20 protein-coding genes are annotated in these 20,310 nt (G+C 55.1%); 1 reads left to right on the forward strand and 19 read right to left on the reverse strand.

Annotated features, from left to right (window positions below; translation table 11 throughout):
- Positions 1-3: 3 nt before the first annotated feature.
- The 14 genes from fmt to pyrR form a co-directional block, all read right to left on the reverse strand.
- Positions 4-1,005 (reverse strand): methionyl-tRNA formyltransferase, encoded by a 1,002-nt coding sequence (fmt, locus tag HMPREF0577_RS03850; RefSeq protein WP_004012373.1) that lies wholly within the window; start codon positions 1,003-1,005, stop codon positions 4-6.
- A 37-nt stretch (positions 1,006-1,042) separates the two neighbouring features.
- The gene (locus HMPREF0577_RS03855) at positions 1,043-3,112 is read right to left on the reverse strand and encodes a primosomal protein N' family DNA-binding protein (protein WP_004012374.1); all 2,070 of its coding nucleotides are present in this window, start codon (positions 3,110-3,112) and stop codon (positions 1,043-1,045) included.
- A 113-nt stretch (positions 3,113-3,225) separates the two neighbouring features.
- Positions 3,226-4,416 (reverse strand): methionine adenosyltransferase, encoded by a 1,191-nt coding sequence (gene metK, locus HMPREF0577_RS03860; RefSeq protein WP_004012375.1) that lies wholly within the window; start codon positions 4,414-4,416, stop codon positions 3,226-3,228.
- Positions 4,417-4,431: 15 nt separating this feature from the next.
- Positions 4,432-5,088: a phosphopantothenoylcysteine decarboxylase domain-containing protein gene (locus HMPREF0577_RS03865; protein WP_004012376.1), complete on the reverse strand. Its 657-nt coding sequence runs from the start codon at positions 5,086-5,088 to the stop codon at positions 4,432-4,434.
- Positions 5,088-5,657, reverse strand: a complete 570-nt coding sequence (locus HMPREF0577_RS03870) for a flavoprotein (protein ID WP_004012377.1) — start codon at positions 5,655-5,657, stop codon at positions 5,088-5,090. The genes HMPREF0577_RS03865 and HMPREF0577_RS03870 overlap by 1 nt, the downstream gene beginning before the upstream one ends.
- Positions 5,641-5,943 (reverse strand): DNA-directed RNA polymerase subunit omega, encoded by a 303-nt coding sequence (rpoZ, locus tag HMPREF0577_RS03875; RefSeq protein WP_004012378.1) that lies wholly within the window; start codon positions 5,941-5,943, stop codon positions 5,641-5,643. The genes HMPREF0577_RS03870 and rpoZ overlap by 17 nt, the downstream gene beginning before the upstream one ends.
- 41 nt (positions 5,944-5,984) lie before the next feature.
- Positions 5,985-6,563, reverse strand: a complete 579-nt coding sequence (gene gmk / locus HMPREF0577_RS03880; protein WP_004012379.1) for a guanylate kinase — start codon at positions 6,561-6,563, stop codon at positions 5,985-5,987.
- Positions 6,563-6,874: an integration host factor, actinobacterial type gene (gene mihF / locus HMPREF0577_RS03885; RefSeq protein WP_004012380.1), complete on the reverse strand. Its 312-nt coding sequence runs from the start codon at positions 6,872-6,874 to the stop codon at positions 6,563-6,565. The genes gmk and mihF overlap by 1 nt, the downstream gene beginning before the upstream one ends.
- A gap of 64 nt (positions 6,875-6,938) precedes the next feature.
- Positions 6,939-7,838, reverse strand: a complete 900-nt coding sequence (gene pyrF / locus HMPREF0577_RS03890; protein WP_004012381.1) for an orotidine-5'-phosphate decarboxylase — start codon at positions 7,836-7,838, stop codon at positions 6,939-6,941.
- Between the two features lie 25 nt (positions 7,839-7,863).
- Positions 7,864-11,181 carry a carbamoyl-phosphate synthase large subunit gene (gene carB / locus HMPREF0577_RS03895; RefSeq protein ID WP_004012382.1) on the reverse strand — a complete coding sequence of 1,106 codons (3,318 nt, stop codon included), beginning with the start codon at positions 11,179-11,181 and terminating at the stop codon, positions 7,864-7,866.
- A complete protein-coding gene (gene carA / locus HMPREF0577_RS03900) occupies positions 11,181-12,446 on the reverse strand; it encodes a glutamine-hydrolyzing carbamoyl-phosphate synthase small subunit (RefSeq protein WP_004012383.1) in 1,266 nt (421 codons plus the stop codon). The genes carB and carA overlap by 1 nt, the downstream gene beginning before the upstream one ends.
- On the reverse strand, positions 12,446-13,810 hold the full coding sequence (locus HMPREF0577_RS03905; RefSeq protein WP_004012384.1) for a dihydroorotase: 1,365 nt from the start codon (positions 13,808-13,810) through the stop codon (positions 12,446-12,448). Before HMPREF0577_RS03905 ends, carA begins: the two co-directional genes overlap by 1 nt.
- Entirely contained in the window at positions 13,807-14,775 is a 969-nt protein-coding gene (locus tag HMPREF0577_RS03910) for an aspartate carbamoyltransferase catalytic subunit (protein ID WP_004012385.1), read from the reverse strand. Before HMPREF0577_RS03910 ends, HMPREF0577_RS03905 begins: the two co-directional genes overlap by 4 nt.
- Position 14,776: 1 nt before the next feature.
- Complete coding sequence (gene pyrR, locus HMPREF0577_RS03915) at positions 14,777-15,343, reverse strand: bifunctional pyr operon transcriptional regulator/uracil phosphoribosyltransferase PyrR (RefSeq protein WP_428829127.1); 567 nt, start codon at positions 15,341-15,343, stop codon at positions 14,777-14,779.
- 165 nt (positions 15,344-15,508) lie between these two features.
- Here pyrR and HMPREF0577_RS03920 point away from each other — a divergent pair, with 165 nt between their 5' ends.
- Positions 15,509-15,712: a hypothetical protein gene (locus HMPREF0577_RS03920; RefSeq protein WP_004012388.1), complete on the forward strand. Its 204-nt coding sequence runs from the start codon at positions 15,509-15,511 to the stop codon at positions 15,710-15,712.
- Positions 15,713-15,725: 13 nt separating this feature from the next.
- Here HMPREF0577_RS03920 and nusB read toward each other — a convergent pair whose 3' ends face one another.
- From nusB to aroC, 5 genes are all read right to left on the reverse strand, one after another.
- Positions 15,726-16,319: a transcription antitermination factor NusB gene (gene nusB / locus HMPREF0577_RS03925; RefSeq protein WP_004015004.1), complete on the reverse strand. Its 594-nt coding sequence runs from the start codon at positions 16,317-16,319 to the stop codon at positions 15,726-15,728.
- On the reverse strand, positions 16,319-16,882 hold the full coding sequence (gene efp, locus HMPREF0577_RS03930; RefSeq protein WP_004015003.1) for an elongation factor P: 564 nt from the start codon (positions 16,880-16,882) through the stop codon (positions 16,319-16,321). The genes nusB and efp overlap by 1 nt, the downstream gene beginning before the upstream one ends.
- Positions 16,883-16,983: 101 nt before the next feature.
- The gene (locus tag HMPREF0577_RS03935) at positions 16,984-17,430 is read right to left on the reverse strand and encodes a hypothetical protein (protein ID WP_004012392.1); all 447 of its coding nucleotides are present in this window, start codon (positions 17,428-17,430) and stop codon (positions 16,984-16,986) included.
- Positions 17,430-19,049 carry a 3-dehydroquinate synthase gene (aroB, locus tag HMPREF0577_RS03940; protein WP_036342273.1) on the reverse strand — a complete coding sequence of 540 codons (1,620 nt, stop codon included), beginning with the start codon at positions 19,047-19,049 and terminating at the stop codon, positions 17,430-17,432. The genes HMPREF0577_RS03935 and aroB overlap by 1 nt, the downstream gene beginning before the upstream one ends.
- Complete coding sequence (aroC, locus tag HMPREF0577_RS03945) at positions 19,049-20,305, reverse strand: chorismate synthase (RefSeq protein ID WP_036342442.1); 1,257 nt, start codon at positions 20,303-20,305, stop codon at positions 19,049-19,051. The genes aroB and aroC overlap by 1 nt, the downstream gene beginning before the upstream one ends.
- Positions 20,306-20,310 lie beyond the last annotated feature (5 nt).

The raw sequence follows: 20,310 nt of genomic DNA on the forward strand, positions 1-20,310 counted from the left end.
GCTTCATCTCCGTTCGGGTTGGGGGTTTACCGGTTTGGTGGTGTCGGCTTCATGAGGTGCCACCCCTAAATCAAAGTTCATTCCGAATTCCAAGCGTGCCCCGCGTGCCCAGTCAACGGCTGGCATATGTTTCTTACCCGCCGGCGCTATAGTACCTAGACATACCGGAGTGGAACCGGTTCCGACCCAAACCCCTTGTCGGGTAGGAAAGATTTGTCCAGGAGCCAGTTCCATAGCCTGTCGCGGGAACTCCGCTCCACTGGCCAGTACCCCGATTTTAAACCGTAAACCACTCAAGATGGTCCACGCCCCCGGGTTGGGGGTAAAGCCGCGAATATGCGCAGAGATGGCCTCGGAATTTTGAGTCCAGTCAATCTGTCCTTCCGCAACACTCAGTTGCGGGGCATAGCTGATTCCGATTTGTGCCTGGGGATCTGGGGGGGTGCCAGCCACGATTTTATCCAAAGAAATCTCGAGGGGGCTAATGGCTAGTTCGGATAGGTCTTCCAGTACTTCCCCCGCCGAGGCGTTGGGGGGAATATTGTAGCGAAGCTTGGCGTAGATGGAACCGGTATCTAGGGTTGGCTCCAAGTTGAACACGGTTACACCTGTTTCGGTGTCGCCCGCTTGCACGGCACGTTGTACCGGGGCAGCTCCGCGCCATCGTGGCAGCAGAGAAAAATGGAGGTTAATCCATCCGTAACGCGGAATCTTCAGGATTTCGAGAGGTAGGATTGCCCCGTAGGCCACCACTACCCCCAAATCTGGGGATAAGTTCCGCAAGATGGTGGCAATAGTGGAATCATTCTTCAGACTGCGGGGCTGATACAGGGGCAGATGGTGTTCTTGGGCATACTGAGCCACGGCAGAGGCTTGCAGTTTCCGCCCCCGTCCCCGGGGCGCGTCAGGACGAGACAGCACCCCCACTACTTCGTGGGAAGAATCCACTAAATATTCCAAAGTCGGCAGAGCGGGAGCTGGGGAGCCCGCAAAAATAATTCGCATAGAACCAGTCTAATGTCCCCAAGCACTATTTGGGGATTTAGACGATTTGTCCCCCGGGATCAGCGGGGTCGACTTCTATGGACAGGCCGCCTTTATCGGTAGCTATCCCGAATCTCGCCCCCAAAACCCGCAAGGCTTTGCCCAGTTGTGTGCCCTCCCTTAAAGGCGCCGACACGAAAGCCGCTTCTATTCCCGGGCGTGTCGCCGAGGGCACCGGGCCAAGAATCAGCGGCTGATCCAAGGATTGGTGCAAGTAGTCCAGCGCCTCGCCCAACTGCGGGGCTTGCAACAAAACCGTACGCCAAGCCGGGGCAAAATGCCCGATTTGGCGCTCGCGCAAATCAGCCGCCGCCGCCTGCCATGGATCCCAACGAATCAGACTCTGTTCCCACAAGGTTCCCAGGGGCTCCGTGACGAACACGGTTTTCCCGGGGGCAACCAGTGCCGCCACATTCAAAAACCGACGCATCACCTCTTGGCTAGTCCACAGCGCAGTGCGCGAAGCCAACATGTGTGCCCGTAAAATCAAGGCTGCTTGATAGCCGCCTTCGGCCTCGGGTTCTCCCCCGTGGCCGGCCACAACCAGACGCGACTCGCTGCCTATCCGGGTCAGGTGGCCGTCACCGGGTTTCGACACCAAGATTGATACCTCTGGGAACATTCGACCAATATCTTCCACCAAGGTACGCGACTGTAAAAGCCTCCCCCGCACCTTAGCACTGCCACAACGTGAGCAGGTAAAGCCCCCCACAACCAGTCCGCAACGCGAACACATCAGTTGGGAAGCCTGGAAACGCAATGGCCCACTGCAGTGCGGGCAAGACGCGTTTTCCCCACAATTCACGCAACTCACCACGGAGTACTTTCCATCCGGTGGTACCGAAATCAATACCGGACCGCTGTCCAGCGCCCGGCGCGCCACCCGTAAAGCTCGGGATGGCAACAGCATCTGGGCGGTGGGTCCCTCAGTCATTTGCGATTCCCAGTCCAAGAAATAAAATCGTGAGGTGTTCTCACGTAAGGTTTCCCGATTCGGAGCCAGCTTACGGGCAAAACCGCGCTCCACCAGCTGTAAGTCCCCGGCGCTCACCGAGTAATGCGCCAAAACCAGAGCCATATCCGTTTGCGTCACCCGCTGCAACAGTACTTGGCGAGCCGAAAAATTCGGGAACATGTCGGAGCTTAAAGACAGGGCGGTGTCATCCCAGCAATAGCACAATCCCGGTCGAGCCAGCGGCAAAAACACGCCTCCACGGGTAGAGACAATCACAGCGGCGTGGCCGAAACGCGCTTTCAGAAAGGCTTCATAGGCGGCAGCGGGAGGAATCTGAGAGGTATAAAGCACAACTTGTTGTTCGGCTTGGTCAAAGAAATGACGCAAGAACAAGTATGCTTCTGCAGCCTCGGCCGCAGAGGGGAAAACTAATAGAGATTGTCGTCCAGATTGCCACATTGTACTGGCCAGTTCAGCCACCGATAAAAAACGCGCCGACAAGCCACTATCCGCAAGTTTTTCGGGCAAAACTCCATTCACACAGCCGGTTATCTGGGGCAAGGCCGCCACCACGGCACGCGGACTTTCGCCCGCCCTGATTTCCGCCAGAAACTGGTTGCCCCCACCATAGCCATCCCAGGAGCTGCCCGCCATTCCCGGCCAAGGCGCGAAAGCGGCTAAATCCAAAGGGGACGTGTCAAACTTGGCTTCAATCTTGACGCGGCGTGTCGGCAGCACATAGCGCAGTAACGCCGCCGGTCCCACCCCGTAGTGCAACGACACGGATTCCAATAATTCCAAAGTCGCACCGTCGAGCAGCGGCCAAGGAGTGAGTACCCGGCGTATCTCTGACAAGGGTTTCATCCATTCGGTTTGATCCTTGCGCGCAGTGATAACCCCCAAGTATTCTTTGCCACCAACCTTTACCTTTACCAAGCATCCCACTTGGGCTGTTTCCGAAAGTTTGCGGGGCACTAAAAAATCCAAGGGCTGGGAAAGTTGGGGGGTAAAAGTATTAATCAACACGGCCGCAACCGGATTCACCACCCCCTCGAGTGCGACTCGGCGCGAACCGGGGGTTTCCAGTCCTGTCAACGGCAGCATAGCATCCATATGTGTAATTTAAACCCACCCCGCCCCCTAAAATTTTGCTTACTAAACCGGGTGGCTCCTCATGCACCCGAAGGGCACGGAGAGCCACCCACGAAAAGGTAACCGCGCAAAAACTACTTCAAGAAACCCTGCAGCTGCTCCACCCGGTCGGTCTTTTCCCACGTAAACTCCTCGCGACCAAAATGCCCATAATTAGTGGTAAAACGGAAAATTGGACGCACCAAATCCAAGTCGCGAATAATAGCGGCGGGACGCAAATCAAAGACCGCGTTTATAGCCTCCTCGAGCCGATCATCCGCCACCACCCCGGTGCCGAAAGTCTCTACCGAAAGCGACACGGGATGCGCCCGTCCAATCGCGTAGGAAATCTGAATCTCGCAGCGTTTTGCCAACCCGGCCGCCACGATATTTTTGGCAATCCAGCGCAAAGCATAGGATGCCGAACGATCCACCTTAGAGGGATCCTTGCCTGAAAAAGCTCCGCCACCGTGACGCGCCATCCCCCCGTAGGTATCCACAATCAACTTGCGTCCCGTCAAGCCGGAATCCGCTGCCGGACCGCCAACCACGAAGTTTCCCGAAGGATTAACCAGAATCTCGACCCCGGAAGTATCAACATCCACCCCCAGGTTGTCAAACACCGGTTTGATAACCTCCGCTTCGACCATGGCTCGCAGCTCGGCTTGGGTGCGGTCGGGATTATGCTGGGTCGAAACCACCACCGTGGACAAAGCTCGGGGTACATTACCTTCGTAGACAACGCTGACCTGGGTTTTCCCGTCGGGACGTAGTCCGGACACTATGCCTTCCTTGCGTACCTTCGCCAAGCGCGCCGCGAGTTTATGTGCCACCCAAATCGGCATGGGCATCAAATCTGGGGTCTCATCACTGGCATAGCCGAACATGAGCCCCTGGTCGCCTGCACCTTGTGCTTCGAGAGGGTCAACTGTCTGCCCGTCTCGCGTTTCCAGCGAATGGGACACCCCAGCGGAAATATCGGGAGACTGCTGGTCGAGGGACACCATCACCCCGCAGCTGCGTCCGTCAAAACCGATATCAGAGGAAGTATAGCCAATTTGCGAGATTTCGTGACGAACAATATGTGGGATTTCCACGTAGGCCTCGGTAGTGACCTCGCCCATCACATGTACCAATCCGGTGGTGATAAAGGTTTCCACCGCAACGCGCGCCTTCGGGTCTTGTTCCAAAATGGCATCCAGGATGGAGTCAGAGATACGGTCGCAAACCTTGTCGGGATGGCCTTCAGTTACAGATTCAGAGGTGAAAATTCGGGTTTTACTCATAGCTCCCCAGTCTAGTCAGTTTTGGCTGATTTTGTCTGCTAGCTGTAGCAGATACTGTCCCACCGCGAATTTGGTGCCGCTTGTCACCGCGATTTCTTGGCCGTCACGGTCGAAAAAAAACAGCGTGTTGGTGGGGGTGGCGAAGCCTTTACCAGCACCTACTTGGTTAACGGCCAGCAGGTCGGCTTGTTTGTGTCTAGCTTTCGCCGCACCTTTGGCTCGGACTTCCGCTTCCGTGCCGGTGAGCGCGCCGAATCCGATAATTACTTGTCCGGGTCGGCGCTCCGCCAGGAGGTGTTGCAAAATGTCGGGGGTGCGTTCGAGTTCCAGAGTGGGTATCTGGTTGTCGTGTCGTGAAAGTTTTCCCGCCACAGGTTTGGGGCGGAAGTCAGCTACGGCGGCACACATGATTATTACGTCGGCATGAGGCGCCATTTCTTGCATGACTTCGAGCATTTCCACAGCTGTCTCGACTGATTTCACCGTTACGTCCGGGGGCAGCAATGCCGCTTCCACATTGGCTGCAACCAGGGTAACCTCGAATCCAGCCTGGACGGCGGCACGCGCAATCTCACAGCCTTGACGCCCCGTAGACCGGTTACCCAGGAAACGGACTTCATCCCAGGGTTCCCGAGTCCCCCCGGCGGAAACCAGTACTTTAGTAAAGGTCACTATGCCCCCTGGGGTTGCCAATTAAGGGCAGATTGTACTGTAGAGACAATGATTTCGGGTTCGCTGAGTCGTCCGATACCGGTGGTGTCGTCCGCTAGTCTTCCAGAAACCGGCCCGATGAAGTGCCAGCCGCGTTCCCGCAAAATAGAGACATTATCCTGGGTGGCAGAATTGTCCCACATGGTGGGGTGCATCGCCGGAGCAATGAAGCACGGACAATCGACAGTCAAAGCGGCGAGAGTCAGGAAAACATCACCCAAACCAAGGCGGAATCGAGCAATTAAATCAGCACTGGCAGCCACCACGATGAAGGCCTCGGCGCGGTTGGCGATTTCGACATGCGAAATTGCGGCGGCATTATCGAAAGTATCGACATGCACCGGGTGCCCCGATAAGGATTCCCAGGTAGCAGCCCCTACAAAACGGAGCGAATCCGGGGTGGGACACACCCACACGTCGATACCCAACTTAGTTAAAAGTCGCAAAACTTCAACGGCTTTATAAGCGGAAACCGAGGCTCCCACCCCCAGAACTACCGTGTGGAGGGCAGCGTTATGATTCACCGTCATCGAGGTCAGAATGCTGGGTAGGGGTGCCCTCTTGCAATTTCATATCCAGCATCCCTTGGGAAATCTCGTGCATCGCGATGGACAGGGCTTTTTCGTGAGGGGTATGATCCACCAAAGGCCCAATCGTATCCAACAGTCCGGCTTCAAGCTGCTGGTTGTATGCGTTTATTTGCCTGGCTCTAGCAGCCGAAAACGCCACTAAGGCGTACTTCGAGTCAACGTGTTCCAGGAGTTCATCAATGGGTGGATTGGTGATTCCTTCTGGTTTAGCCACAGTTCCCGTCATTAAAATCCTCTTCTTTCATTGCATTCTCAAGGCATCTTATTCTACGCCAGTCCCATGGATTTAGCCAAGGCAGACACGGCATCAGCTAGGTTATCGTTGACAATCAGCTCGTCGAACTCGTTTTGTGCAGCCAGTTCAACCCGTGCTGTTTCCAAGCGACGGTGTTGTTCCTCTGTGGATTCCGTACCACGTCCAATCAAACGCCGCTTGAGTTCTTCCCAAGAAGGTGGCAGTAAGAAAATTGAATGCGCTTCTGGTCTAACTGCCTTGACCTGACGGAAACCATCTAAATCGATTTCTAACAGCACCGGTAAACCCCGCTCCAAGGCTTCGTCCACCGGCTTGGCTGGGGTTCCATAGAGATTTTGTTGGTGAACTTCAGCCCACTCCAGCATGCCTCCTGAATCTATAAGCCCCTGGAATTCCTCGCGGGAAACAAAAAAATATGATTTGCCCTCCACCTCGCCGGGACGTGGCTGGCGGGTGGTAGCGGAAACCGAAAGATAAAATTGGCTCGGATAGCGTTCACACAGAGAACCCACTACCGTTCCTTTGCCAACAGCAGTGGGTCCGCAGAGGATGAACAATCGAGCCGCAGCCCTGTTATTCATATCATCCATTATCCAAAACGTTTAATCAGTTCCTCGGTTTGGTTTGGTCCCAAACCACGGATACGTCGTGCGGGCGAAATGCCAATTTCTTCCATGGCTGCAGCTGCGGTTTTGGTCCCCACTCTCGGGAGAGCCTCCAGCAGAGAAACCACCTTCATTTTGGACAGTGCCTCATCTTGACTAGCTGCCGCTAGAATCTGTGAAAGGGTTCTTTTGCGGGTTTTCAAATCTGCCTTGATTTCCGCACGGTGTTTACGCGCAGCGGCCGCTTTCTTTAGAGCCTCTGCTCGTTGTTCAGCGGTAAGTGGAGGAAGTGCCATAAATCATAACTCCTGTGTAAACCGTTTTACAATGGAGGCTACCCCGTGTAGCCTCTGGAATATCCTACACTGAGTTTTGCTTCATAAGTATAAGTTTCAACGCCTCAAGATTATTTTTAAACGAATTTTGGAGGCTGCGCTGGTCAGGTCCGGCACGCAAAATACCCCTCGAGCTGGAAACCACCACCCGATCCACCGATGTCCCAAATAGCTGTGAAATGTCGCTTGACGTGCCCCCTTGGACACCAAAACCAGGCACAAGTATCGGGCCGTTAGAGGTTTCTAGCAGACCTTCGAGGCCTTCGAGTCGTTCAGAAACGGTGGCCCCAATAACCATCCCAATATTCCCCAATTTGGCGTGCTCCCCATCAGCCGCGTTCTCTCTACCTACCCGGGACATAATTCCAGCGGCTACCGTGCAGCCTTCAGGTGAGACAGTTTTGTCTTGGATGATGGCAGACTGCAAGGCAGCGGACTCGGGATTAGAGGTCAATGTTAATACAAAGACTCCTCTACCGTTGTTTTTTGCCATGTCGAAGGCGGGACGCAGGGATTCAAATCCCAAGAAAGGAGATACTGTCATCGCATCGGCTCCCAGCGGCCCATCCCCCAAGTAGGCACGAGCATAAGCGCTCATGGTAGAGCCGATGTCGCCACGTTTCACGTCGATGATACTCAACGCACCCACATCTTTGATGGCTCTCAAGGTAGCTGTTAAAGCCGAGATTCCCGAAGACCCATATTCTTCATAGAGGGCTGACTGGGGTTTAAAAAACCCGCAGGTGTCCCCCAGGGCGTCGATGACTCGCATCGAAAAATCCCACACCCCGGCACCGGTAACCGGCAAGTCCCAAGCTTCTAGCAGTTCTGGATGTGGGTCTATCCCCACGCAAAGCGGCCCGCGAGTGAGGCGCATCTGTTGAAATCGTGTCCCGAAGGTTTGGATTTGAGTGTTTGTAACCATGGGCTATCTCCTTTGGCTCGGCTTACTATGCTATTTTCCCACTAAAATCCGCTTTACGCGCATTTTCAATCTCAACTTGACGATCCTGCAGACACTTCACAGCAATTTCCTGGTTTTGCTGCAAGAAATCTAGTTCTTGCACCGCAACTTGCAGGGCTTGAACAGTAGTGATGATTTGTTTGTTGGCAGTGGCCGCAGCTGTCCGAATTCGATAGCCAGCTTCGCGGATACCCTTGCTGCGCTCCGGAGTATTTACCACCATCGCGACCTCATCTGATTTTACGAACGTCGTGAAATGCGTGTTTTCCCCGAAGTCTTTGGAAATAGCGGTTACCGGAATCCCGTTTCGCTCCAAGACACTAGCGGTACCTTCGGTGGCCACTAACTTATAACCCAGTTGATGCAACCTGGAACACGGCATAATAATCATGCGTTTGTCGCTGTCCGCCACCGTGACCACGATGGTTCCGCTGCGGGGAATAGCCCCGACGGTAGCCTGTTGGGCTTTGGCAAAAGCCACCGGTAAATTCGAGCCGATGCCCATAGCTTCGCCGGTAGAACGCATTTCCGGTCCCAAAACCGTGTCTACCATATTGCCGGAAAACGTGCGGAAACGTTTGAAAGGCAGCACAACTTCTTTCACCGCAATATCAGGATAGGTGCGCCAATCCGCAAAATCTCCAGGAGGCAAGATTCCCTGTTCCCGTAGCTGCGCGATGCTTTGTCCACACATAACCAGAGAGGCAGCCTTAGCCAGCGTCACTCCGGTAGCCTTGGCTACAAAGGGCACTGTGCGGGAAGCCCTAGGATTCGCTTCGATAATATAGAGCGTCCCAGCAGTCATAGCGAACTGGATATTAATCAATCCCACGGTGCCAACCCCGGCCGCTATGGCCTCAGTGGCGCGTCGAATTTGATTGATAATAGCCGAAGACAAGGTTGGCGGCGGCAGCACACAGGCAGAATCTCCAGAGTGTATTCCCGCCTCTTCAATGTGCTCCATCACCCCCGCCAAGTACAGTTCCTGCCCGTCATAAAGCGCGTCAACGTCAATTTCGATGGCATCGTCCAAAAAATGGTCTATCAAAAGTGGGCCGGAACCAATCCCGGCCGTGTCCGGTCCGTTGCGATCCAGATAGTCCTCGAGGTGCTCGGGATTGAAGATAATCTCCATCCCTCGTCCCCCCAGCACATAGGAAGGCCGCGCCAGAATCGGAAACCCAATCTTTTGAGCAATCTCGCGGGCTCCCGCATTGCTAGTAGCCGTACCATGGGCGGGAGCGGCCACCCCGGCCGCAGTGTAAACTCGTTCGAATTCCTGGCGGTCTTCGGCCAGGTCAATAGCCCGCGCTTGGGTACCCAGAATCGGTACCCCGGCCGCAGTGAGCCGGCTCGCCAGTGAAAGCGGGGTCTGTCCCCCGAGCTGCACAATCATACCAGCCACCGGCCCACACGCCAGTTCCGCTAGGTAAACCTCGTAGACATCTTCAAAGGTCAATGGCTCGAAATACAGCCTCGAGGCCACATCGTAGTCGGTTGACACTGTCTCTGGATTACAGTTGACCATAACTGTGTCGTATTTGTCTTGCAATGCCAAGGCGGCATGTACACAGGAATAGTCGAATTCGATGCCTTGACCAATCCGGTTGGGACCAGAACCGAGAATTATCACCGCCGGTTTCTCTCGGGGCTTCACTTCGGTGCTCAAATCGTAGCTCGAATAGTGGTAGGGCGTGTTGGCTGCGAATTCCCCGGCGCAGGTATCAACTTCCTTATACACCGGGTGCAACCCGAAAGCGTGGCGTACCTCACGCACGGTAGACTCGCTGATTTCCCGAATGCCAGCAATCTGGGCATCAGAAAAGCCGTGCTTCTTGGCGGCCTGTAGAATTTCGGGGCGCAAAGCCTCGGCGCTGCGTATTCTCTCGGCCATCTCGGCCAATAGATACAGCTGGTCGATAAACCATGGATCTATCTTGGTGGCTCGGTGGATTTCTTCGCGATTAGCTCCCCCGCGAATCGCCTGCATTGTCTCTGCCAGGCGATATTCAGTGGGAGTCTTGATGCGTTCCAAAAGTTCCCGGGTTTGTGCCGCGTTGGGGTCTGGAAGGGAAAAATCGAATGTGGTTCCTTTTTTATCAAGTGATCGCAAGGCTTTTTGCAGGGCTTCGGTAAAATTGCGACCAATTGCCATGGCCTCGCCCACAGATTTCATGGTGGTGGTTAAAGTGGGATCAGCGGCGGGGAATTTCTCGAAGGCGAAGCGCGGAGCCTTCACCACCACGTAATCCAAGGTGGGCTCAAAAGAAGCCGGGGTGGAACCGGTAATATCATTGGGAATTTCATCCAAAGTGTAGCCCACCGCCAGACGCGCCGCGATTTTTGCAATCGGGAAGCCTGTGGCTTTCGAGGCCAAGGCCGAAGAACGAGATACTCGGGGGTTCATCTCGATAACGATAACCCGCCCGGTTTCGGGGTGTACCGCGAACTGGATGTTACATCCTCCCGTGTCCACGCCGACTTCACGAATTACCGCGATGCCAATATCGCGCAGGTTTTGCAGCTCACGGTCAGTCAGGGTTAATGCAGGTGCCACCGTCACGGAATCACCGGTGTGTACCCCTACGGGGTCAATATTTTCTATCGAGCACACCACCACCACGTTGTCCGCCTGGTCGCGCATCAGCTCGAGTTCGTATTCCTTCCACCCAATAATTGCTTCTTCCAGCAAGACTTCGGTGTTGAGCGAATCGGACAAGCCCGCCCCGGCAATACGTTCTAAATCAACTGCATTATATGCAATCCCAGAGCCTAAACCACCCATAGTAAAAGATGGCCGTACCACCAGGGGGTATCCCAGCTGATTGGCCGCTTCAAAGCAATCATCTAATGAATGCGCAATCCAAGAGCGCGCGACTTCGGCACCACAGCGTTCCACCACCCGTTTGAATTCTTCACGGTCTTCTCCCGCGTTAATGGCCGCCGCATTCGCTCCAATCAGCTCTACTCCGTAGCGTTCTAGAATTCCAGCTTCGTGCAACTGAATCGCCGCGTTCAGCGCGGTTTGCCCCCCTAAGGTGGGCAGCAATGCGTCGGGACGTTCCGCCGCGATGATAGCTTCCAAAACTTCCGTGGTAATCGGCTCGATATAAGTTCGGTCGGCGACCTCCGGGTCAGTCATGATGGTGGCAGGATTAGAGTTCACCAAAACTACTTTGATACCCTCGGCACGCAGCACCCGACAAGCCTGGGTGCCAGAATAATCAAATTCGGCCGCCTGACCAATCACTATTGGCCCCGAGCCGATGACTAAAACTGTGTTGATATCTTGTCGTTTCCCCATTACTTGTTATCCCCCTGACACGCGGCACGGTGTGCCAACATCAAATTCAAAAAATCCGTGAATAAATGCCCCGCATCATGCGGCCCGGCAGCCGCTTCAGGGTGATATTGCACTGAAAAAGCCGGAATGTCCAGGCATCGCAGTCCTTCGACCACTGAATCGTTCAAAGCGAGGTGGGTGACCTCCGCCCGGCCGTATTGCCCTTCGTGATAGGGCGTGACTGACGCCCCGTCCAGGGGCATGTCCACCGCGAAACCGTGATTGTGAGCGGTTATCTCAACTTTTCCAGTCGCCCGGTCAAGCACCGGCTGGTTCACACCGCGATGCCCATAGGTCAGTTTATAGGTGCCGTATCCCAGCGCACGTCCCAGCAGTTGGTTGCCGAAGCAAATCCCGAAATAAGGTATTCCTGTGTCCAATACGGCTCGTAAAAGGTCGATTTCATGAGTTGCCACTCCGGGATCACCCGGTCCGTTCGAAAAGAACACCCCGTCTGGGTGTATCGATTGCAGGTCTTCAAGGCTAGAACTGGCGGGGAATATATGCACCTGCACCCCCAGACTCGCGAGAATCTCTGGGGTGCGGGATTTCACACCCAAGTCGACCGCTGCCAGCACAGCCACGGGTGGCTTATCGGCGTGTTCCCCGCTGGGTTCTAGTACATATTGGGTTTTGGTAGTGACTTCGTTGGTTAGCGCCGCTCCGGTCATGAGTGGCGAGTCTAAAACTATGCCTTGCAGAGTTGCGATGGCATGGGGCTCTAAGGTGACAGCCCCCACGGGCAAGGCGTTGCCAGAGAAAATCCCCCCGCGTAAAGATCCGCGTTCCCGCAAGTGCAAGGTAAGCGCGCGGGTGTCCAAATCACAGATTCCCACAATACCTTGCTCGGCCAGTTCGTCTTCCAGTTCACCTTCCGCCCGCCAATTGGAGGCTTGGCGGGCGGGGTCGCGTACTACGAAACCCGCCACCCAGATTCGCGAGGATTCTGGATCGGTAGTGTTCATGCCGGTATTGCCGATATGCGGAGCGGTCATTACCAGGATTTGCTTGTGATAGCTCGGGTCGGTCAGGGATTCTTGGTATCCGGTCATCCCGGTGGTAAAGACTACCTCTCCCAAAGTGCGTCCCACGGCGCCAAAGGCTTTACCGGTCAAGACGAAGCCATCTTCGAGTACTAGCACCGCCTCGGGGCGGTCGAGGCTCAAACTCCGTTTCGCCGGGGCTCCGCTTGTGACATCCTGCCCTAACATTTCTTTTTCAATCATCAGTTTTCCTCCCTGGTGCCCCTATTTTCACTATTGCAAGCAGTGTCGCCCTCGGGTCTTTGTTCTAAGGGCACAGCGACAGAGTCACGGATAGTAAGGCTCCCCCTCCACATGGTGTAACGCACCTGTCCGGGCAGTTCCATACCCAAGAAAGGTGTATTGGTGGCTGCGGAATGTTGCGTGTCCAAGGTGATGGTACGGCGTACTGTGGGGTCGTAAAGCGTCAGGTTCGCAGGTTTACCCTCTACGATGCCCTGTCCTTGGCTGGGCACACGGCCAATCACGGCCGGAGTGGTAGACATAATGCGCGCCACGTCCTGCCAGCTCATCCGATTCGTGTCCACCAGAACTTTTTGTACCACCGGCAGGGCGGTTTCCAGGCCAATCATTCCAAAGGCTCCGGCTTGCCACTCACAGTCCTTGGCTTCCAAGGGATGCGGAGCGTGGTCAGTTCCGATGCAGTCGATAGTGCCATCCACCAGGCCTTCCACCACAGCGGCGACATCCTCGCTGGTGCGCAGCGGTGGATTCACCTTATAGCGGGGGTCATAGCTGCGTGCCAATTCTTCAGTGAGCGCAATGTGGTGTGGGGTGGCTTCCGCTGTGACTTGAATCCCTCGAGTTTTCGCCCAACGCACTATATCCACTGACCCCGCCGTGGATAGGTGACACACATGGAGACGGGAACCCAGGTGCGCGGCCAGTTGAATGTCACGCAAAATAATGGCTTCTTCGGCTACATGCGGCCAACCCGTCAGTCCAATTTCGGCCGAGAGTGGAGATTCATTCATCTGGGATTCTTCGGTTAGGCGTGGATCTTGCGCGTGTTGGGCAACGACCCCGTCAAAAGTTTTGACGTATTCCAAGGCACGACGCATCAGCACTGGGTCGGATACGCACTTACCGTCGTCCGAGAATACGCTGACTCGCGCAGCCGAACGGTTCATTGCCCCCAAATCCGCCAGGTGTTCTCCAGCCAACCCCGCTGATACCGCGCCTACGGGGCGAACTTCGACCCAACCAGCTAAAGCACCTAGGTGTTGCACCTGTTCGACGATGCCAGCATTGTCTTGCACCGGGGTGGTGTTGGGCATGGCGTGGACACAGGTGTATCCCCCATAGGCAGCAGCAAGGGTTCCACTGGCTACGGTTTCCGCGTCTTCCCCTCCAGGTTGCCGCAAATGCGTATGCATATCAACCAGCCCAGGCAGAGCTTGCAGTCCAGCAGCATCAATAGTTTCGTATCCGGCATCGAGCGCAGCCGCAGCGCGGGTGCCAACCCCCACGAAACGGCGATTTTTCACGGCAATATCGGCGATTTTCCCGTCAGGTAAAGTTGCACCGGTAATTAAATACTGTTTCACAGCAGGCCTCCTTCCGGGGCAAGTAAAAGATATAAGACTGACATCCTGATATTCACACCGTTGCCAACCTGTTCCACCACGACGGATTGAGGAGAGTCAGCAGCTTCCGCACAGATTTCCATGCCCCGATTCATGGGGCCGGGGTGCATAATCACGGTTTTTTCGGGCAAACGCTCAAATCGGCTGCGATCTAGGCCATAGGCGCGGTGGTACTCGCCCACCGAGGGGAAGAATCCACCCCCGGCCGCACTCATTCTTTCGTTTTGTACCCGCAGCATCATCACTGCATCGGGTTCGGTATTCAGTGCCGTATCGAAGTCGTAAGTAAAATCGCAGTTCCAGTCCTCCACTCCTACGGGCATCAAGGTCGGTGGCCCTACCAAGGTCACCTGCGCCCCCAAAGTACCCATCAAATCCACATTTGACCTCGCTACCCGGGAGTGCAGAATATCACCGACAATCACAACCTTGGCACCCTTCAAATCTTTACCAGCCAGTTCCCCACCTCTGGCTCCCCAATAGTGGCGCCGCAAAGTCATGGCATCTAACAAAGCCTGCGTGGGGTGTTGGTGATTGCCGTCACCGGCATTGATAACCGGCACATCCGACCATCCAGCATGTGCCAGTCGGTAGGCTGCCCCCGAGAATCTATGTCGGATTACGATTCCGTCAACCCGCATGGCTTGCAAGGTTAGGGCGGTATCTTTCAGGGATTCCCCTTTGGAAACCGAGGAGCCCTTGGCCGAAAAGTTGATTACATCAGCCGAGAGCCGCTTAGCGGCAGTTTCAAAGGAAATCCGGGTACGAGTGGAGTCTTCAAAAAATAGGTTTACTACAGTTTTTCCGCGCAAGGTCGGCAGTTTTTTGACTTGTCTTGATTGGGTCATTGCCATGGCTTCGGCGGTGTCTAGAATTTTCAGGGCTTGCTCGTGGCTCAAATCAGCCGCGCTCAACAGGTGTTTCATCTTATTTCACCTCTCCTTGGATAACTACTGCGTCTTGGCCATCATTACCCACCAGCCGCACGGAAACCTGTTCCCGCCGTGAAGTTGGCAAATTTTTGCCCACATAATCGGCGCGAATCGGCAATTCACGGTGTCCCCGATCCACCAGCACCGCCAGTTGCACGGCGGCAGGCCGACCGTGGTCGTTCAAGGCATCTAAGGCCGCACGAATGGTTCGCCCGGAAAACAAAACATCATCGACTAGCACTACGATTTTTCCGTCTATCCCTCCAGGTGGTATCACGGTGGGCTGGGGTACTCGTGCGGGTTGTCGCGCTAAATCATCACGGTACAAGGTGATGTCCAGGGCTCCTACTGGCACGGTGATTCCCCCGACTTCCGCCAGCAGCTTTCCCAGTCTTTCGGCCAACTCCACACCTCGAGTGGGAATGCCCAATAAAACTAAATCGCCTGACCCCGAGTTCTTTTCGACTATCTCGAAAGCCAGACGTTTCAAGGAACGTGCGATATCTTCGCCGCGCAGCACAGTTTTCTCCATGATTTTCCTTTCCGCCTCTCTGGGCAAAATTAAAGGCCATGTGCGCCTCTATCCTACACACTTTGCTGGGGATTTTGTACCGTGGAGTTCGCTGCGAGTTGGCTTTTCTGGTTTTCGGTTTTGTTTTCACGAGGTGCCATCCGGTTTTCCCGCTTTTCTTCCCCGATATCCCCTGTTTTGGGTCATAATGTGGTTATGGATGAAAAACGCGAAATGCTGATGAAGCTGCTCTTCGGATCCGATGACGGCGACCCCGGACAGACCAGTGCCCCCACCGTAAGTCCGAGACAGCTACAACGCTGGCAGAAGGCCACGCAGAAAGCCCAAAGGATAAACGAAACCCTGGATAATTCCCAGAAATCCGCCAATATCTTGCGCGAAATGATGCACAAAGATTAACCTGTAAAGGCGGCTATTCCAGATTCTCTAAGTCGATTTGGGACAACACCCCGCCCTCCTGATGGGCATAATCCCGCACCGCTTTGGCAACCGCATCGAAATCAACCGGAGTTCCCGCCGGCTCCGGAATTTCTGCGTCTGCATCCGAATCAGTCTTGGGCGTATCCTGTGCAACCAAAGCCTCACGCATATCATTAATGGTTCCCAACAAACCGTTAATAAACTTCGGGGATTCATCGGTAGAACGCTCCGCCGCTAGCTGCATGGCGGCGGTAATCGCCACGGGTCCATCCACATCAGGGTTGAACAAAATCTCCCAAGTGGCCACCCGCATAATCGCCAAATCCACTTCGGGCATCCGGTGCAACGACCAGGCGCGGGAATACGTAGCTAAAGCCGCGTCGATGCGATCCAGATGCTCCGCGACGCCCTCCAGAATCTCACGCGCATAGGGCGGCATGGGGGTCTGGGCAGTGGTCTCGGTTTCCCGCAACTTGGCCAAAGAATAAATCCCCGCCGAATCATCTAAATCTTTCAAATGCGCCTCGTAGAGCACATCCACTGCTCGCGAACGTGCCCGAGTACGACTGGGAAGTTTGTGTCCCATCAGTCGGTCACGCGAGAAATGTAATCCCCAGAACGGGTATCTACTTTAACTTTGTCTCCAATATTCAAGAACAGAGGCACCTGGATTTCATAGCCAGTTTCTACCGTAGCGGGTTTGGTGCCCGCATTGGAACGGTCGCCTTGCAACCCGGGCTCAGTGTGAGTAATTTCTAGCACCACGGAAGCCGGCAACTCCACAAACAGTACCTTGTCTTCATGAAAAGCCAGAATCACTTTCTGGTTTTCGAGCAAGAAGTGCGCTGCATCACCCACGATATCGGGGGATACCGGCACCATCTCAAAGGTTTTTTCGTCCATGAACACATAGTCAGTGCCATCATTGTAGGAATACGTCATATCCCTACGATCCACCGTAGCGGTTTCAATTTTCAGGCCAGCATTGAATGTCCGATCCACAATCTTGCCCGACAGCACATTCTTAATCTTGGTGCGGACGAATGCCGGTCCTTTCCCAGGTTTTACGTGTTGAAATTCGATAACCTGCCAAAGTTGATTATCAATCTTCATAACCAGGCCGTTTTTTAAATCATTCGTCGTTGCCAATTTTCAGTCCTTCTTTACAAATTCTCTTGGGCGCACCCAGTCTACTAGAAAAACACGTTACCTTGGAAATCGACAAGCGCCGAGCCCCAATCCGACCGGGTTTATACCGGTTTGCCGCCAAATTCAGACTCAATTCTGTCAGCTACTTCCGCTAGAGTTCCGTTGCCGGACACTTCACTGTCGGCTAGTTTTCGCAAGCACCTCATGCGTTCGCGCGCTAACTGTCGGTAGGTGGCGCGCCACGGCAGGCCGGATTCATGAGGTGCCATTCCGGCAGTGGCCGCTTTCCACGAATCTTCCCAGGTCATAGACACGAAAATCAGTCGCCCTCCCTCAACCTGGAATTCTTCCACGCGATTGGCGACTGGGGTCTCTAAAATATTGGAAGGCAAAACCCAAATCCCTGGCTGGGTCAAATCAGCTTCCAGCAAATCGGCGGCCTCGTGAACCTCGATTACCGGCCAGCCGCTACGCTCGCCCAAGAGCCGCGCCAAATCAACCAAATGTGCTCCCGGCAATGACACTAAAGCAAGGCGCGAAGCCATCATCACTGTGTCGCAATCCCCGTCAAACAGGCGGCTTGCTCTAAAATCGAGGTGTCTTGCACTGAAACCACTGTAGGCTGACCGACACCTTGCAAAAGCACGAAACGTAGCACGCCTCCACGCACCTTTTTATCAGCCAACATCTTGGGCAATAACTCCTCGAACCTGTGGGCGCTATAGCTAACCGGCAGCCCTACAGCTTCTAAGCGACGCACAATTTGGCCGGGAAGTTCGGGGGGTGTTACCCGCATCAACACCCCTAAATGTGCTGCATACACCATACCGATTGCCACCGCCTCGCCGTGGGCAAAACGGTAATCTTGAGCCAGCTCGATAGCATGAGCCAAGGTATGGCCAAAATTCAAGTATTCACGTGCTCCTGCTTCGTATAAATCCGCAGAAACCACCTCGGCTTTCACTTTGATGGCACGGCGGATGACCTCGTGCAGCTGGGGACTTTTCACGTCAACCAAGGTTGTTCCAGCCGCGTCGGCCAGTCGCAAAATCTCGGAATCACGGATAAACCCGCATTTCAAGGCTTCTGCCAATCCCGCACGAACCTGGGTGGGCGGCAGGGTTGCCAATAGTCGAAAATCCACCGCCACCCCCACCGGCGGGTAAAATGCCCCCACCAGGTTTTTACCGGTGTTCCAGTCTATCCCGGTTTTACCCCCCACCGCCGCGTCCACCATGCCCAGCAGGGTTGTGGGCACCGGCAACACTTTCACGCCTCGCAACCAAGTGGCGGCCGCGAATCCACCCAAATCCGTGGTAGCACCGCCCCCGACGGGAATAATTGCGTCCCGGCGTTCTAGGCCAAACTCGGCCGCTTCCTGCCACACGGAGCTTAAAACTGCCAGTTGTTTACAGGCTTCACCATCCGGCAAAGTCATTATTCGGGTTTCCACGCCGGAATTTCGGCGTAAACCACTCCCCAGTTCTTCGGCTATTCCAACCACCGGAGGAGCTGCCAAAATCAAGATTTTGCCCACATCCTCGGGAAGCAAACTCATGACCCCAGCCGTCAAATCCGTACCTAACATCACCCGGTAGGGTCTGGAGCCTTCCACCGAAATCTCGCTGGCGGCGCGTTGCTCGGCGGCAACAATATCAGCCGCCATCTCGCTGCGCTTCTTTTCGGCGTCGATAACAACCGTTGCCAGCCGGTCATAAATCTCGCGGCGTTCCGCGTAAAGTTCTTGCAGGCGTTGTGCCGCGTCTCCCGCCAACAGAGGTCTCTCCGGTGTCCCCTGTCGTCCATGTTGTGGATGTCCGAGTTGATGGTGCCGTAAACGCCTGGACAAAAACTCCGGGCTGGCTTTTAGGTAATACACCGTATGTCCTTGCAGCAACGCGGCGGTAGGCGGATAGGTCACGGCTCCTCCGCCCAGAGAAATGATTTCTGCCGGTCCGGCAATAGCCTCGGACATGACCTGGTGTTCCAAGGCGCGAAACCCTGGCTCCCCCAGATTTTTGAAAATCCAAGGAATGGAATGCCCGAATTTCTCTTCTATCATTAAATCCGTATCCACCCAGCCCAGTTTCAAGGCTTGGGATAAAATCCCAGCGGTTTTTGTCTTTCCACTGGTTGGCAAGCCCATCAAAATAATTTTTCGCACCATCAAAAACTCGTCCTTTCCCGCAGCTTCCCCAGGTATGCTTCTAGGTTACGTTTCGCCTCTGCCACTGAATCTCCCCCGGTTTTTTCTAGTAAAGCCGAGGCTAAAACCACTGCGACCTCGGCTTGAGTGATGACGGCAGCGGGAACCACGGCGGTGGTGTCAGAACGCTGGTGCAGTCCCACTGCGGGTTGCCCAGTCGCTAAGTCCACGGTTGGCAAGGCTTGAGGCACGGTAGAAATTGGTTTTACGGGCGCGCGCACCACGATGGGACTGCCATTGGACATGCCGCCTTCGATTCCTCCCGCTAGGTTGGTGGGTCGCCACACACCGCAGCTGACGTTAGTTTTTTCGGATTCATGAGGTGCTTGCTCGGATTTAAGATATATCGGGTCATGAGCTTGACTTCCAGGTAGGGCGGCCTGGCGGAAGGCTCTCCCGATTTCTACACCTTTGATGGCTTGGATGGAAACCACGGCGGCGGCCAGGCGCGCATCGAGTCGCCGGTCGGCACTGACATAGGAACCCAGACCTACGGGCACGCCGTAGGCCAGCACTTCCACTAGTCCCCCCAGCGTATCCCCGGATTGTTTGGCTGCCTCGAGGCGCGCCACCATCTTGTCGCTGGTGGCGGCATCGAAACAGCGCATCGGGTTCTCGTCCAGAGCCTCCGTATCCGCATAGCTTGGCACGGCAGCGTCGTCAGGAACCGAAATATCACCTAATGAAACCACATGAGACACCAAATGTATCCCCGCCACCTGGGCAAGCAGAGCCTCGGCCACCGCCCCCAAAGCGACCCGGGCAGCGGTTTCCCGTGCCGAAGAACGCTCCAATACATTACGGGCGTCCGTGAAACCGTATTTCAGCATTCCCGCGAAATCCGCGTGACCCGGGCGGGGTTTCGTGAGGATTTTATTACGTGCCACCTCGCGGGAATCCCCCTTTCCCGCATCCACCAGCAGCGCCTCGGGGGGAACCCGATCGGGGCTCATCACCGCTGTCCATTTGCACCATTCGCTGTTTTGAATCTCGATGGCGAGGGGGGATCCCAGGGTTTTACCGTGGCGTAACCCCGAAAGAATCCGGGTGCAATCCTGCTCGAACTTTTGTCGAGCGCCCCGACCATAGCCCAGACGGCGACGTGCCAAGGCATGTTCTAAATCAGCCGTGCCAAACTCGATACCGGCTGGCAGGCCACTGCACACCGCAATCAGCGCCGAACCGTGCGATTCCCCGGCGGTAACACATTGCAACATAGCGC

Origin of the sequence: Mobiluncus mulieris ATCC 35243, assembly GCF_000160615.1 — a bacterium.
Lineage (GTDB): Bacteria > Actinomycetota > Actinomycetes > Actinomycetales > Actinomycetaceae > Mobiluncus > Mobiluncus mulieris.

What these genes read in the sequence shown, in the direction of transcription:
- fmt (WP_004012373.1), bottom strand. Translation starts at nt 1,005, where the DNA reads ATGCGAATTATTTTTGCGGGCTCCCCAGCTCCCGCTCTGCCGACTTTG.
- HMPREF0577_RS03855 (WP_004012374.1), bottom strand. Translation starts at nt 3,112, where the DNA reads ATGGATGCTATGCTGCCGTTGACAGGACTGGAAACCCCCGGTTCGCGC.
- metK (WP_004012375.1), bottom strand. Translation starts at nt 4,416, where the DNA reads ATGAGTAAAACCCGAATTTTCACCTCTGAATCTGTAACTGAAGGCCAT.
- HMPREF0577_RS03870 (WP_004012377.1), bottom strand. Translation starts at nt 5,657, where the DNA reads ATGACGGTGAATCATAACGCTGCCCTCCACACGGTAGTTCTGGGGGTG.
- rpoZ (WP_004012378.1), bottom strand. Translation starts at nt 5,943, where the DNA reads ATGACGGGAACTGTGGCTAAACCAGAAGGAATCACCAATCCACCCATT.
- gmk (WP_004012379.1), bottom strand. Translation starts at nt 6,563, where the DNA reads ATGGATGATATGAATAACAGGGCTGCGGCTCGATTGTTCATCCTCTGC.
- mihF (WP_004012380.1), bottom strand. Translation starts at nt 6,874, where the DNA reads ATGGCACTTCCTCCACTTACCGCTGAACAACGAGCAGAGGCTCTAAAG.
- pyrF (WP_004012381.1), bottom strand. Translation starts at nt 7,838, where the DNA reads ATGGTTACAAACACTCAAATCCAAACCTTCGGGACACGATTTCAACAG.
- carB (WP_004012382.1), bottom strand. Translation starts at nt 11,181, where the DNA reads ATGGGGAAACGACAAGATATCAACACAGTTTTAGTCATCGGCTCGGGG.
- carA (WP_004012383.1), bottom strand. Translation starts at nt 12,446, where the DNA reads ATGATTGAAAAAGAAATGTTAGGGCAGGATGTCACAAGCGGAGCCCCG.
- HMPREF0577_RS03910 (WP_004012385.1), bottom strand. Translation starts at nt 14,775, where the DNA reads ATGAAACACCTGTTGAGCGCGGCTGATTTGAGCCACGAGCAAGCCCTG.
- HMPREF0577_RS03920 (WP_004012388.1), top strand. Translation starts at nt 15,509, where the DNA reads ATGGATGAAAAACGCGAAATGCTGATGAAGCTGCTCTTCGGATCCGAT.
- nusB (WP_004015004.1), bottom strand. Translation starts at nt 16,319, where the DNA reads ATGGGACACAAACTTCCCAGTCGTACTCGGGCACGTTCGCGAGCAGTG.
- HMPREF0577_RS03935 (WP_004012392.1), bottom strand. Translation starts at nt 17,430, where the DNA reads ATGATGGCTTCGCGCCTTGCTTTAGTGTCATTGCCGGGAGCACATTTG.
- aroB (WP_036342273.1), bottom strand. Translation starts at nt 19,049, where the DNA reads ATGGTGCGAAAAATTATTTTGATGGGCTTGCCAACCAGTGGAAAGACA.
- aroC (WP_036342442.1), bottom strand. Translation starts at nt 20,305, where the DNA reads ATGTTGCAATGTGTTACCGCCGGGGAATCGCACGGTTCGGCGCTGATT.